We start from the raw sequence: 13,340 nt of genomic DNA, 5'->3' as shown, positions 1-13,340 counted from the left end.
TAACCGGGCCAAATGAGACTGAAGAGAGAGTAACACAGAAAGACATTACAGACTGTCGCGGAAACGCTGTAGGACGGCGGTGTCGATGCCGTCGTAATCACCGCGTAGCTCTGCACTGAGCCGGGCCATAAACTGGATCAGAACATCGGCACTCTGTCGCGCAAGCTGCCGACCGGCGTCGGTCTGCATGGTTTCGGGCAGGCGAAGCAGTTTGGTCTGGAAATGGTCCAGCGCATAGGCCCGGTCGTTCAGCTCACGCGCATCGGCAAAAGGGTCCTCCGGGTCGAAGAGCGGCACTCCCAGCGCGCCGGACACGGCAAAGACGCGCGCCAGGCCAATCGCCCCGAGGGCCTCCAGCCGGTCGGCATCCTGCACAATTTTCGCTTCAACGGTAAGCGGCGTAATGCCCGCGCTGAAGCTGTGCGCCTCGATGGCATGCTGGATGGCGGCATAGTGATGGGCGGGAAAGTCGGCAAACGCTTCCCGCAGAATGGCTATCGCTTTTGCGGAGGCCAACTGCGACGAGCGGCCCCGCTGTGGATGATTTTTCGGCAGGCTGACAATATCGTGAAAATAACAGGCCGTCAGGATGACCAGCGCATCGCCACCCTGATCTTTCATCAGCCGTTGTGAGGTATGCCAGACACGACGAAAATGAGAAATATCATGAGCGGTATCATCGGTGGCATGATGCGCCTTCAGCCAGCGTTCAAAACGTTCCTGCCATTGCACGAGTTCCATAGTGCTGTCCCTACTGTGAAAAACCGTACAATAGCAATTATTTACTCCTCTGACACATCACGTGGCCGGGTGTACCAGGCAATGGCGCCGAGGATCGCCCCCACCGCGCTTAACAGCAGAAAACCGAACAGGGCACTCAGCCATTTACCCGACGTCGAGCCGAGATCGCCCTCAATCAGCGGCCCCGGTCCCGAGGTGACTTTACTGACGATCCAAAAATAGCGTGCCATCGCCCAGATGAAATAGCCGCAAAAGGCGTAAAATACCCACAAAGCCAGCTTGCCTCCCAGGCTGCGATCGTGTTTCTGTTCCATGTAGTCCTTTTTCCTTTTCGCGGCAGGGGTTCGCCGCATTCACATCGCCAATCTGACCCCGGCAATAAATCACATTTTTCAATTAAACGCACTCCCCCGGCGCAGTTTTTCCGCCGATAACCTGCGTCAGGTTGAGCTTTTGCTACTAAAGATAGACCATATTTATTATTCGCTCATATTTATGAGCCTGAAAAATATCTTGAGTGAGAAGGCAGAAATAAATGGATTTATCGCGCATTTTTATCCGGGAAAGGATATTTGTTTAAACGACCAACTGTGCAATGATGAGAGCGTTAAAGCATTTTTAGCGTTACATCCTCAGAAAATCTTCATTATCGCCTTCATTTTTCGCCCGATATTATTATCGGGCTTTTTTATTACCTGTCTTACCCGCCCAAAGCATACACCCAATAAATCAAACCAATTCAAGCCATAACCAACTGATATAAAAATCGATACACCAGAAATATACCATCAAAAAAACCCATAGAAATAAAATATAATGACACCTATATTAATATTTTGAAATAATCTAAAGGATTTAGTTACATTTATTTTTAAAGAGTAAAATCCCGCCCTGAAATAGTATTACCCCGTGCCCTGGAAAGGGTTACGTATATTCATTAAGAAAATACATTAAAGGGAATATATAATGAAAAGAAAAGTTCTGGCAGTCCTCGTTCCTGTTTTATTAAGCGCTGGCACAGTCAATGCCGCGGAAATCTATAACAAGGACAGCAATAAACTCGACCTGTACGGAAAGATGGTCGGAAAGCGCGTCTGGAACAACACTGATGATAGCAATAGCGAAAACTTTGATGACTCCTACGCCCGTTTCGGCTTTAAAGGCGAAACACAAATCAACAACGAACTGACCGGTTACGGCCAGCTTGAGTTCAACCTGGGCGCCAGCGCGCCGGAAGGCCAACAGAATGAAGACACCCGTCTGGCGTTCGCGGGCCTGAAGTTCGGTAACTACGGTTCATTTGACTATGGCCGTAACTACGGCGTGGCGTATGACGCGGGCGCGTACACCGATATGCTGGTGGAATGGGGTGGCGATTCCTGGGTTCATACCGATAACTTTATGACCGGCCGTACCACCGGTGTGGCGACTTATCGCAACGCCGACTTCTTCGGCATGGTTGACGGGCTGGATTTTGCACTGCAGTACCAGGGCAAAAACCACGACAGCCAGGCTAAAAAAGGCAACGGTGATGGTTACAGCACCTCCCTCGCCTATAACGTCGATGGCTTCGGCTTCGTTGGTGTGTACGGCAAGTCCGATCGTACTGACAACCAGTCTGTTGACGGCTATGGCGATACCGCTGAAGTCTGGTCTCTGGCGGCAAAATATGACGCCAACAACCTTTACGCTGCCGTCATGTACGGTGAAACCCGTAACATGACCTGGGTTAACGATAACGGTTTTGCCAACAAAACGCAGAACGTTGAAGCCGTGGTGCAGTATCAGTTTGATTTCGGCCTGCGTCCTTCCCTGGGTTATGTTTATTCCAAAGGCAAGGACCTGGGTGCGCGTAACGGCCAACGCGGCGTAGATGCCGATCTGGTCAACTATGTTGAACTGGGCACCTGGTACTACTTTAACAAGAACATGAACGTTTATACCGCGTACAAGTTCAACCTGCTGGATGAAGACGACGCGGCTATTACTGGCATGCCTGCTGACGACCAGTTTGCAATGGGTATCGTTTACCAGTTCTGATTGCCTGTTACACCTCTTTCAAGCCCGCTGCGAAGCGGGCTTTTTGCTTTCTGCCGCCACCAGCTTTACATAGCTTTAACAAATTAACGCCATCAGCGATAATGCCTGCTTTTTCGCATGTCCTGGAGTTTCAATGCGCGATTTGCCGCCCCTTCCCCCCACGCACACGCGCCCAATGAAACTGAATACCCTGGTCACGCTGATGGTCTACAGCGTGACGGGCGCGATCTTGCTGGTGATTTTTGTCCTCTATTTTGCGCAAATTACCCGGGCCACGCGGGATGGTGTGCGGGATACTGCCCTCGCGGTGGCTCGAACCCTGGCCGATAGCCCGACGGTGATCCGGGGCTTAGCCTTGCCACCGGACAGCAACATCATTCAGCCTGTCGCCCTGACGGTCATGCAGCGCAACAACCTGCTGTTCGCCGTCGTCACCGACATGCACGGGCGCCGTTATTCACATCCCAACGGCGCCCTGCTCGGCAAAGCCTTTATTGGCGACGATCTCCGGCCTGCGCTGGAGGATAAAGAGAATGTCGCCATCAACCACGGTGTGCTGGGCGAGGCACTGCGCGTGTTTACGCCGGTCTATAACGCTCAGCGTCAGCAGATTGGGGTGGTAGCGGTAGGGATCTCCCTGGATAAAGTGGAGCAGCAGATCGCCCGCAACCGCTGGGACGCCATCTGGCTGGTTCTGTTCAGTGCCCTGCTCGGTGCGCTTGGTGCCTGGGGGCTGGTGCGGATGCTCAAACGGGTGCTGTTTGGCCTGGAGCCTTATCAGATTTCGGCTCTGCTGGAGCAGCGCCAGGCCATGCTGCAATCCCTGCGCGAAGGGGTAATCGCAGTGGATCAGCAGGGGCATGTGACGATAATCAACCATGCCGCCCGGCAGATTTTGAATACCAGTACCAGCGGCCATGCCCTGCACGAGACACCACTGCTGGCGAACCTGCGTGAGGTATTGCAAACCGGGCTGCCGCGTCAGGATCAGGAAATCAACTGCCACGGTCGGCTATTGCTCTGCAACACCCTGCCCGTCAAAAGTAATACTCAGCTGATGGGCGCTATTACTACCTTTCGCGATAAGACCGAGATCAGCCAGCTGATACAGCGGCTGGACGGAATGGTGAGCTATCTGGATGTACTGCGCAGCCACTCCCACGAGTTTATGAACAAGCTGCATGTGATCCTTGGCCTGCTGCATATGAAGCACTATGCCAAACTGGAAGAGTATGTCCTGCAGACGGCCAATGCCTGGCAGAACGATGTCGGCACACTGCAGCGCAACGTGAAATCGCCAGTGGTGGCGGGCTTTCTGCTGGGCAAGATCAACCGCGCCAGAGAGCGGGGATTCAGCCTGACGCTTTCCGACGCCAGTCAGGTGCCGGACAACCCGAATGAACAACAGGTCGCGGGGCTTATCACCGTGCTTGGCAACTTGATCGAGAATGCGCTGGATGCACAGCCTGAAGGGGAGATCGGCCTGCTACTCCACTATCAGCGGGGCTGGCTCAGCGCGGAAGTCAGTGACGATGGTCCGGGCATCGCCCCCGAGCATCTGCAGGACATTTTTAGCAAAGGGTTTTCCACCAAAGGGGAAAACCGGGGCGTGGGGCTTTATCTCGCCCGTCAACAGATTGAAAACCTGGGCGGGGAGATCGCCGTTGAATCTGAGCCGGGCGTGTTTACCCAGTTTTTTGTTCAGCTCCCCTGGAACAGTGAAAGGAAAAGCGCGTGATACATGTTTTGATTGTCGATGATGATGCCATGGTGGCCGATCTTAATTGTCAGTACGTTAACCGGGTGAACGGTTTTTGCTGCTGCGGCGTGGCCACCACCCTGGCTGAGGCCGGGGCGGTGCTGAACACGTCCGCCAGGCAGGTGGACCTGATTCTGCTGGATGTCTATATGCAGCGTGAAAACGGCCTGAGCCTGCTGCCGGTTATCCGCGCATCCGGGCGTAACACCGATGTCATCATGATCACCTCGGCGTCAGATGCCGCAACCATTCAGACTGCCATGCACTACGGGGTGGTGGACTACCTGATCAAACCGTTCCAGTTCCCGCGCTTCGAAGAGGCCCTGAACGGCTGGCGTGAGAAAAAAGCCCTGATGGCGTCGCATCAGTATCATGACCAGGCGGATGTCGATCGGCTGATGCGCGGCGGTGCGCCAGGGCTGGCAGACAGTCGGCGCCTGCCGAAAGGACTCACCCCACAGACGCTGCGCACGCTATGCCTGTGGATTGATGCCCATCCGGGTATCGAGTTTTCCACCGACGATCTGGCACATGCGGTCAATATCTCGCGCGTCTCTTGTCGCAAATATCTGATTTGGCTGGCACAGGTCAACATTTTGCATACCAGTATTCACTATGGTGCCACCGGACGACCCGTGTATCGCTATCGTCTGCGTGCCGAGCAGGTTGCCCTGCTCAGGCAATATTGCCATCAGGAGTAACGCCCGTAATACAACCGATTCGGGTAAACATCCTGATTTAGCTCACATATATTGTTTTGCAGCGGTAAAGGTCTGTTACTTCCCGTAAATGGGATGATAATGTACCCGGCGCACAGGATGTCTGACGAGAAAGCTAGCGGAAAGCGTGACTGAAGAGATAAAGTGGCGGAGAGAGGGGGATTTGAACCCCCGGTAGAGTTGCCCCTACTCCGGTTTTCGAGACCGGTCCGTTCAGCCGCTCCGGCATCTCTCCGTTTTGATGGTTGCCATCATGCCGGGGAATTTGGCATTTTAACAGACCATAACCGTTCAATTTTGTTCAAGTGACGAGTTTGCGAGCAAAGCGATGATTAAGTGGCCCTGGAAGTCGAATGAATCTGCCCGAAGCGCGGCGCTGCCGTGGGAAGAGGCGCTGGCGATCCCTGTCCTGTCCACTTTATCGGATGAGGATAAATCACGTCTGGTACAGCTTGCGATACGATTCTTACAGCAAAAACGGCTGGTCCCGCTACAGGGATTTGAACTCGACGATCGCAAGAGCACCCGCATCGCCCTGCTCTTTTGCCTGCCGGTGCTGGAACTGGGTATTGAGTGGCTGGACGGCTTCCATGAAGTGCTGATCTACCCGGCGCCGTTTGTTGTAGACGATGAATGGGAGGACGATATCGGGCTGGTGCACACTCAGCGAATGGTGCAATCCGGCCAAAGCTGGCAGCAAGGGCCGATTATCCTCAACTGGCTGGACATTCAGGACTCGTTCGACGCATCCGGTTTCAATCTCATCATTCATGAAGTGGCGCATAAGCTGGACACCCGTAATGGCGATCGCGCCAGCGGCGTTCCCTTTATCCCGCTGCGTGAGGTGGCTGGCTGGGAACACGATCTGCACGCCGCGATGAACAATATTCAGGATGAAATCGATCTGGTGGGCGAAAGCGCAGCCAGCATTGATGCCTATGCTGCCACCGACCCTGCTGAATGCTTCGCCGTGTTATCGGAATATTTCTTCAGCGCGCCCGAGCTTTTCGCCCCTCGCTTCCCGGCGCTGTGGCAGCGTTTCTGCCAGTTTTACCAGCAGGACCCTTTACAACGGTTACGTGAAAATGACGGCCAGACCGGGGATCCCTCCGCGCAAGTACACTAAACCAGCACTCTGAAGCTTAATTAATCAATTGAATCAGCGCGTTGAATTTAGTGTTGACACAAAATGGCGAGGCCATTAACATGCGCCTCGTTCAAACGATTCCTCTGTAGTTCAGTCGGTAGAACGGCGGACTGTTAATCCGTATGTCACTGGTTCGAGTCCAGTCAGAGGAGCCATATTTAAGAAGCCCGCTTAAGGAAACTTAAGCGGGCTTTTTGCTTTTCCACATTTCTCACTTTAGTTCCTCACCACCTTATGGCAGCAGAGTTCAACGTCTCGCCAGCCCCTCATTGATAATGCAATCCGATATTCGCCCCCGCTTTATGCCATGGCGCGCGGACACATCTATCGTCCGGGGCCGAGCGCTGCGAATCAGGCTCGCGGTTTTTGATCCCGCTTCAGACGGGAACACGGTAAAACCAGCGGTGCAGGCGAACGTGCCGGTAGTGACCGAAACCACAATGGGTCGCCGTTTTGCGGGATCGGTGGATTATATCTGATAGTCGATCGCCGCCTCTTCCGGCTCCATGACCTGGCGTTTGATCTCATCCACCGAGAGTCCGGCGTTGCAGAGTTCGATAAAGCGCCAGACATAGTTGCGCTGCAGCTGGCCGCGCTTAAGCCCGAGCCAGACGGTGTTGGCATCAAACAGGTGGCGGGTATCGAGACGCACCAGACTGCCCTGCTCACGCTCTTCGCCGGACTGTTCGGCCACCAGACCAATGCCCAGCCCCAGTTCGACGTAGGTGCGGATCACGTCGGAATCCTGGGCGCTGAGCACCACATCCGGCGTCAGGCCTTTGCGGTTGAAGGCTTCATCGATACGTGAACGCCCGGTAATGCCCTGCCGATAGGTAATTAACGGCCATTTAGCGATAGCCTCCAGGGTGAGCGGCGAAACTTGTGTCAGCGGATGGTCGACCGGCAGCAGCAGACTGTGATGCCAGCGAAACCACGGAAAGGCGGCCAGCAGCGGGTCATTGCTTAGACGTTCGCTGGCGATGCCGATATCCGCCCCGCCGTTTTGCAGCAAAACGTCTATCTCCTGTGGCGTGCCCTGGATCAGCTCCAGACGCACGTCGGGGAACAACTCACGGAACGCCTTAATCACCGGCGGCAGGCTGTAGCGAGCCTGAGTGTGCGTGGTGGCGATGGTCAACACGCCGGAAGCATCGTTGGTAAAAAGATCGGCCAGCCGACGCACGTTGCTGGCTTCATTAAGAATACGTTCAGCGATGGTCAACAGGGCCTTGCCAGGCTCGGTCATTCCCAGCAAGCGTTTGCCGCGACGGATGAAAATTTCAATGCCCAGCTCCTCCTCCAGCTCGCGGATATGACGGCTGACTCCCGACTGGGAGGTATAGAGCATGTTGGCGACCTCGGTCAGGTTGTAATCCCGACGGGCCGCCTCACGGATAATTTTAAGTTGCTGGAAATTCACGGTTCACTCCGGCGCATCTGACATATCGCTATTGTTAAAGCGTGCTCGCCGTGAGAACAAATAATAAAAACCCGCAACTTATACCTTAATGGAATATCAGCTGACCAACTGCAACTCGCGGTTCTCCAGTGACGGACGGCTCACCAGCGACATCAGGATCTCTTTCACTGCCTGCGCCTGCGGCGTCAGCGAGCCACGCGCCGAGACGTTCAGCGACAGCGGCAGGCTCATCGATGGCGAGGCAATCCGCGCCATCCAGCCGTTGGCTGCACTGGAGAGCGAACGGGCTGCCGATTCCGGCAAGACGGTCACACCCATACCACTGGCAATGGCGGCGGTCAGGGTAGAGATGGAGTCGATCTCGCCAATGATTTTGGCCGTCAGGCGGCGCAGAGAGAAGGCTTCATCAACGCGCAAACGCACGGCGCTGTAATCCCGGGGCAAGAAGAGATTCATCTCGGCCACCGCGGTTAGATCTACGCTCTGTCCCGGGCAGTCCCGCGTTCCAACCAGGAAGAGATCTTCTTTCAGCAGCGGCTGGCTGGTGATCCCCGCCACGGGGGAGCGATCGTAGAGCACCGCCATATCCAGTTGCCCGCCGAGTAATTTATCGTTCAGCGCTGAACCGCTGTTCTCGTGAAGATAGACCAGCACCTCCGGCAGCTCTGCGCGTACCGCCTGCAGCAGCGGCATGGTGACTGACGAAGCCGCCGTGCCCGGTGCCAGCCCGATCGACACCTGCCCGCTCAGCGTCTGCCCGACATTACCCACCGCCAGCTGCGCCTGCTCGCACTGGCGCAGAATGGTGCGTGCGTGGGTATAGAGGATCTTGCCTGCTTCGGTAGGGGTGACGCCGCGTTTCGTGCGGATCAGCAGCTGCTGATCCAGCTCACCTTCCAGAGTGGCCACCTGCTGGCTCAGTGCCGGCTGTGCGATGTGCAGCACCTCAGCGGCCTGGGTCAGGCTACCGATATCGACGATTTTTACGAAGTATTTCAGTCGTCTTAAGTTCATTTTGCCCCCTGTACGAAATGCGTTGCCGGTTCCGGCGCGAATGTAATGAGGGTTTTGCAAGATGCTTGCCAATTTTGTGAAGAGGTCGGATATGTCCGCTAAGCGGCGGAAAATAAGGAAATCTAATCGCTGCCTGCACTTTTAAACCTGAAACAGCGGTTTATGATCTGCCCCATTCGGGGTATGTGCGCACCAAAAACGTGCAATCCGCTGGGGAAAACATCACTTTGCTGATTTTGTCAGCAAACGATCTCAACAGGCGGGATCACCCTTTGACAAGTACAGGCGACGCCGCTAATATTCGCCCCGTTCACACGATTCCTCTGTAGTTCAGTCGGTAGAACGGCGGACTGTTAATCCGTATGTCACTGGTTCGAGTCCAGTCAGAGGAGCCAAATTTGAAAAGCCCGCTTAAGGAAACTTAAGCGGGCTTTTTGCTTTCCGGGTTCAGCTTACGGGCTGGAGGTCATTACCAGCGGCGTATTCTGTCCTCCGAAGCTGACGTTCACCGGCATTCCTGACCGCTGCTCCAGCGCCCCGCTCACCCGTACAGCATCCACATCCCCACCGTTGAGCTGGGCGCGTAAACCTGGCGTTATCGGCAGCGGCACTCTGTTTGTGGATTCGAACTCCGCGCGATTACGAGACAGCGGTTCGTGGACCTCTACCCAGCGGCTGCCGTCCGGCTCGGTGGTGACTTTCACCGGCTGATCGATCAGCTGCACGCGCGTCCCGACCGGGACATTATCGAACAGATACTTAATGTCATCGTTACGCAGACGAATACAGCCCTGGCTCACGCGCAGCCCGATGCCAAAATTCGCATTGGTGCCATGAATGGCATATAGCCTGCCGATATACAGCGCATACAACCCCATCGGGTTATCCGGGCCGGCAGGAACAAAAGCGGGCAAGGTTTTGCCCTCTTTGGCATAGGCGCGACGGGTGTTGGGGGTTGGCGACCAGGTTGGCCCATCCTTCTTGCGCTCAACGGCCGTTACCCAGTTACGCGGTGTTTCCCGCCCGGCTTCACCAATGCCGATAGGGAAGATCTCAACGGTATTTCCGTCTTTGGGATAGTAGTACAGGCGCATTTCCGCCACGTTGACCACAATCCCCTCCCGCACCGTTGGCGGTAAGATGATTTGCTGGGGTACCACCAGCTGCGAGCCGGATTTCGGTAAAAACGGATCGGCTCCCGGGTTGGCCTCCAGCATATTGCTCAATCCCTGCCCATACTGCGCCGCAAAGGCCTCGAGCGGTAAACGGTTGTCAGCAGGAACGGTGATCAACCGTGGGCTTCCTACCAGACGACTCCCTTCAGGCGGCAACGGATAGCTCACCGCCAGCGCACTCTGACTGACCAGTAATGCGGCAAAACAGCCCAAAAAAGTACTACGACGCATCATTCCCTTCCTCTGTCGCTCCACGTATCAGACAAGCATAGTCTTGTTGCTGCGTTTATCGCCAGATATCAGACCATGATGTCGATAAATATCACCCGTTTAGCTCACGCCGGGATAAAAACGTTTTCAGCTGTTCGCTGTCGGGGTAGTCTCATACCCGTCGCTGTTTTTATGCGGCCGCAATGTGAGTGATCTTCTCCCTATACCTATAAGAAAATAACGTCAGACAGGACCACTATGGATACCACCCTCGCATCCCCGTCCCCCGATGGGGCAACAACACCATCGCTCAATCGCGCGCGCCGCGCGGCCCTCGGCAGTTTTGCCGGTGCGGTAGTCGACTGGTACGATTTTTTGCTGTACGGCATTACCGCCGCGCTGGTCTTTAACCGCGAATTTTTTCCGCAGATTAGCCCGGCGATGGGCACGCTCGCCGCCTTTGCCACCTTTGGCGTCGGCTTTCTGTTCCGCCCGCTCGGCGGGGTGATCTTCGGCCACTTTGGTGACAAGCTGGGCCGCAAGCGGATGTTAATGCTGACAGTGTGGATGATGGGCATCGCCACCGCGCTGATTGGTATCCTGCCCTCGTTTGCCGCGATAGGCTGGTGGGCGCCGGTTCTGCTGGTTACCCTGCGTGCCGTTCAGGGCTTTGCCGTTGGCGGCGAATGGGGCGGGGCGGCGCTACTGTCGGTGGAAAGCGCCCCGGCGCGAAAAAAGGCTTTCTACAGCAGCGGCGTACAGGTGGGGTATGGCGTGGGACTGCTGCTCTCCACCGGGCTGGTCTCGCTCATCAGCACGCTCACGACTGACGAGCAGTTCCTGAGCTGGGGCTGGCGGATCCCGTTCCTGTTCAGCATCGTGCTGGTGCTGGCGGCCCTGTGGGTACGTAAAGGGATGGACGAGTCTGCCGAATTCGAGCAACAGCGTCAGCAACCCGCGGAGAAGCGTCGCCTGCCGGTCATGGAGGCGTTAATCCGTCACCCGGGCGCTTTTTTGAAAATCATCGGCCTGCGCCTGTGCGAGCTGCTGACGATGTATATCGTCACGGCTTTTGCCCTGAGCTATTCCACTCAGAATCTCGGCCTGCCCCGCGAGCTGTTTCTCAATATTGGCCTGCTGGTGGGCGGTATCAGCTGCCTGACCATCCCCTGCTTTGCCTGGCTGGCAGATCGCTTTGGCCGCCGCCGGGTCTATATCACCGGGGCGCTAACGGGGGCCATAAGCACCTTCCCGTTCTTTATGGCGCTTGAGGCCCAGTCGGTATTCTGGATTGTGGTATTCGCTATTTTGCTGGCGAATATCGCCCATGACATGGTGGTGTGCGTGCAGCAGCCGATGTTCACCAGTATGTTTGGCGCGAGCTACCGCTACAGCGGCGCGGGCGTTGGCTATCAGGTGGCGAGCGTGGTCGGCGGCGGGTTTACGCCCTTTATCGCCGCCGCGCTGGTGACCTTCTCCGACGGCGACTGGCACAGCGTGGCGATCTACCTGCTGGCTGGTTGTTTGCTCTCTGCCGCCACGGCTCTGCTGATGAAACCGACCGCGTCCTGATCTCACTTTTGTTTCACATCCAGGTGACATACTATCGGTGAACGCCGTACACCTGTGGAACAAGGAGACAGAGATGAATAATAAAGGCGCCAGCCTGACCCCGACTCAGGCACTGGAAACGCTGGATGCGCTGTACGACCAGGCGGTCAACGCTCTGCGCAGCGCCATCAGCGACTATATAAAAGACGGAACGCTCCCTGATACAGAGGCCAGAATGAATGGCCTCTTTGTTTATCCTTCACTTTCAGTGACCTGGGATGGTAGCGCCACCAATACGCCAAAGACCCGCGCCTATGCACGCTTTACCCACGCTGGCTGCTACTCCACCACCATCACCCGTCCGACGCTGTTTCGCCCGTATCTGGAAGAACAGCTGACGCTGCTGTATCAGGATTACGGTGCCCACATCACCGTCGAGCCATCGCGCCATGAGATCCCCTATCCGTATGTGATTGATGGTTCCGAACTGACGCTGGACCGCTCCATGAGCGCTGGCCTGACGCGCCACTTCCCGACCACCGAGCTGTCGCAGATTGGGGATGAAACCGCCGACGGGATCTACCATCCGGCAGAGTTTTCCCCGCTGTCGCATTTTGACGCCCGCCGCGTTGATTTCTCGCTGGCACGCCTGCGTCACTACACCGGTACGCCAGCCGAACATTTCCAGCCGTTTGTGCTGTTCACCAACTACACCCGCTATGTGGATGAGTTTGTGCGCTGGGGTTGCAGTCAGATCCTCGATCCCGACAGCCCGTACATCGCCCTCTCCTGCGCAGGTGGGATCTGGATCACCGCCGAAACCGAAGCCCCCGAGCAGGCCATCTCCGATCTGGCCTGGAAAAAGCATCAGATGCCAGCCTGGCACCTGGTAACTGCCGATGGTCAGGGCATTACCCTGATTAATATTGGCGTTGGCCCGTCAAACGCTAAAACCATCTGCGATCACCTGGCGGTGCTGCGCCCGGATGTCTGGCTGATGATTGGCCACTGCGGCGGACTGCGTGAAAGCCAGCTGATTGGCGATTACGTGCTGGCCCACGCCTACCTGCGCGACGATCACGTTCTGGATGCGGTGCTGCCACCGGATATTCCGATCCCGAGCATTGCCGAAGTGCAGCGGGCGCTGTACGACGCTACGAAAGAGGTGAGCGGGATGCCGGGCGAAGAGGTTAAGCAGCGTCTACGTACCGGGACAGTGGTGACCACCGACGATCGTAACTGGGAGCTGCGCTACTCGGCCTCGGCGCTGCGCTTTAACTTAAGCCGCGCGGTCGCCATCGATATGGAGAGCGCCACCATCGCCGCTCAGGGTTATCGCTTCCGTGTACCTTACGGCACCCTGCTGTGCGTCTCCGATAAGCCGCTGCACGGCGAAATTAAACTGCCCGGCCAGGCGAACCGTTTTTACGAGGGAGCGATCTCTGAGCATCTGCAGATTGGTATTCGCGCCATCGACCTGCTGCGTGCCGAGGGCGATAAGCTACATTCGCGCAAACTGCGTACCTTTAACGAGCCGCCGTTCCGCTAATCATAAAAAAGGAAA

11 protein-coding genes and 3 tRNA genes are annotated in these 13,340 nt (G+C 56.1%); 8 read left to right on the top strand and 6 right to left on the bottom strand.

Features of this window, described 5'->3' with window-relative positions:
- Window positions 1-45: 45 nt before the first annotated feature.
- Entirely contained in the window at window positions 46-741 is a 696-nt protein-coding gene (locus tag ABIE02_RS07670) for a phosphohydrolase (protein ID WP_032612294.1), read from the bottom strand.
- A 41-nt stretch (window positions 742-782) separates the two neighbouring features.
- The gene (gene drpB / locus ABIE02_RS07665; protein ID WP_032612296.1) at window positions 783-1,055 is read right to left on the bottom strand and encodes a cell division protein DrpB; all 273 of its coding nucleotides are present in this window, start codon (window positions 1,053-1,055) and stop codon (window positions 783-785) included.
- Between the two features lie 652 nt (window positions 1,056-1,707).
- On the opposite strand from drpB, the gene ABIE02_RS07660 reads away from it, so the two are divergent.
- The 3 genes from ABIE02_RS07660 (at window position 1,708) to dcuR (ending at window position 5,241) form a co-directional block, all read left to right on the top strand.
- Window positions 1,708-2,781 (top strand): porin, encoded by a 1,074-nt coding sequence (locus ABIE02_RS07660; RefSeq protein WP_059307588.1) that lies wholly within the window; start codon window positions 1,708-1,710, stop codon window positions 2,779-2,781.
- 133 nt (window positions 2,782-2,914) lie between these two features.
- Entirely contained in the window at window positions 2,915-4,519 is a 1,605-nt protein-coding gene (locus tag ABIE02_RS07655) for a sensor histidine kinase (RefSeq protein WP_336994499.1), read from the top strand.
- Window positions 4,516-5,241 (top strand): two-component system response regulator DcuR, encoded by a 726-nt coding sequence (gene dcuR, locus ABIE02_RS07650; protein ID WP_032612303.1) that lies wholly within the window; start codon window positions 4,516-4,518, stop codon window positions 5,239-5,241. The genes ABIE02_RS07655 and dcuR overlap by 4 nt, the downstream gene beginning before the upstream one ends.
- Window positions 5,242-5,404: 163 nt before the next feature.
- Here dcuR and ABIE02_RS07645 read toward each other — a convergent pair.
- Window positions 5,405-5,494, bottom strand: a tRNA-Ser gene (locus tag ABIE02_RS07645).
- 93 nt (window positions 5,495-5,587) lie between these two features.
- On the opposite strand from ABIE02_RS07645, the gene mtfA reads away from it, so the two are divergent.
- Together mtfA and ABIE02_RS07635 are read left to right on the top strand one after the other, a co-directional pair.
- Window positions 5,588-6,385 carry a DgsA anti-repressor MtfA gene (gene mtfA / locus ABIE02_RS07640; RefSeq protein ID WP_032612305.1) on the top strand — a complete coding sequence of 266 codons (798 nt, stop codon included), beginning with the start codon at window positions 5,588-5,590 and terminating at the stop codon, window positions 6,383-6,385.
- Window positions 6,386-6,485: 100 nt separating this feature from the next.
- Window positions 6,486-6,561, top strand: a tRNA-Asn gene (locus tag ABIE02_RS07635).
- Window positions 6,562-6,875: 314 nt separating this feature from the next.
- Here ABIE02_RS07635 and cbl read toward each other — a convergent pair.
- Window positions 6,876-7,826 (bottom strand): HTH-type transcriptional regulator Cbl, encoded by a 951-nt coding sequence (gene cbl / locus ABIE02_RS07630; RefSeq protein ID WP_032612307.1) that lies wholly within the window; start codon window positions 7,824-7,826, stop codon window positions 6,876-6,878.
- Between the two features lie 96 nt (window positions 7,827-7,922).
- On the bottom strand, window positions 7,923-8,840 hold the full coding sequence (gene nac, locus ABIE02_RS07625) for a nitrogen assimilation transcriptional regulator NAC (protein WP_032612309.1): 918 nt from the start codon (window positions 8,838-8,840) through the stop codon (window positions 7,923-7,925).
- A 319-nt stretch (window positions 8,841-9,159) separates the two neighbouring features.
- On the opposite strand from nac, the gene ABIE02_RS07620 reads away from it, so the two are divergent.
- Window positions 9,160-9,235: transfer RNA gene (locus ABIE02_RS07620), tRNA-Asn, on the top strand.
- A gap of 57 nt (window positions 9,236-9,292) precedes the next feature.
- Here ABIE02_RS07620 and ldtA read toward each other — a convergent pair.
- A complete protein-coding gene (gene ldtA, locus ABIE02_RS07615) occupies window positions 9,293-10,249 on the bottom strand; it encodes a L,D-transpeptidase (RefSeq protein WP_336994498.1) in 957 nt (318 codons plus the stop codon).
- Between the two features lie 234 nt (window positions 10,250-10,483).
- Here ldtA and shiA point away from each other — a divergent pair, with 234 nt between their 5' ends.
- Window positions 10,484-11,797 (top strand): shikimate transporter, encoded by a 1,314-nt coding sequence (gene shiA / locus ABIE02_RS07610; protein ID WP_032612313.1) that lies wholly within the window; start codon window positions 10,484-10,486, stop codon window positions 11,795-11,797.
- Window positions 11,798-11,870: 73 nt separating this feature from the next.
- The gene (locus tag ABIE02_RS07605) at window positions 11,871-13,325 is read left to right on the top strand and encodes an AMP nucleosidase (RefSeq protein ID WP_336994497.1); all 1,455 of its coding nucleotides are present in this window, start codon (window positions 11,871-11,873) and stop codon (window positions 13,323-13,325) included.
- Window positions 13,326-13,340 lie beyond the last annotated feature (15 nt).

Origin of the sequence: Leclercia sp. 1548, assembly GCF_050435045.1 — a bacterium.
Lineage (GTDB): Bacteria > Pseudomonadota > Gammaproteobacteria > Enterobacterales > Enterobacteriaceae > Enterobacter > Enterobacter adecarboxylatus.
This window is presented reverse-complemented; position numbering and strand designations above follow the sequence as displayed.

Bases quoted from the DNA above. Each gene is read 5' to 3' on its own strand.
- mtfA (WP_032612305.1), top strand. From the start codon at position 5,588: ATGATTAAGTGGCCCTGGAAGTCGAATGAATCTGCCCGAAGCGCGGCG.
- ABIE02_RS07670 (WP_032612294.1), bottom strand. From the start codon at position 741: ATGGAACTCGTGCAATGGCAGGAACGTTTTGAACGCTGGCTGAAGGCG.
- shiA (WP_032612313.1), top strand. From the start codon at position 10,484: ATGGATACCACCCTCGCATCCCCGTCCCCCGATGGGGCAACAACACCA.
- nac (WP_032612309.1), bottom strand. From the start codon at position 8,840: ATGAACTTAAGACGACTGAAATACTTCGTAAAAATCGTCGATATCGGT.
- ABIE02_RS07660 (WP_059307588.1), top strand. From the start codon at position 1,708: ATGAAAAGAAAAGTTCTGGCAGTCCTCGTTCCTGTTTTATTAAGCGCT.
- drpB (WP_032612296.1), bottom strand. From the start codon at position 1,055: ATGGAACAGAAACACGATCGCAGCCTGGGAGGCAAGCTGGCTTTGTGG.
- ldtA (WP_336994498.1), bottom strand. From the start codon at position 10,249: ATGATGCGTCGTAGTACTTTTTTGGGCTGTTTTGCCGCATTACTGGTC.
- ABIE02_RS07655 (WP_336994499.1), top strand. From the start codon at position 2,915: ATGCGCGATTTGCCGCCCCTTCCCCCCACGCACACGCGCCCAATGAAA.
- ABIE02_RS07605 (WP_336994497.1), top strand. From the start codon at position 11,871: ATGAATAATAAAGGCGCCAGCCTGACCCCGACTCAGGCACTGGAAACG.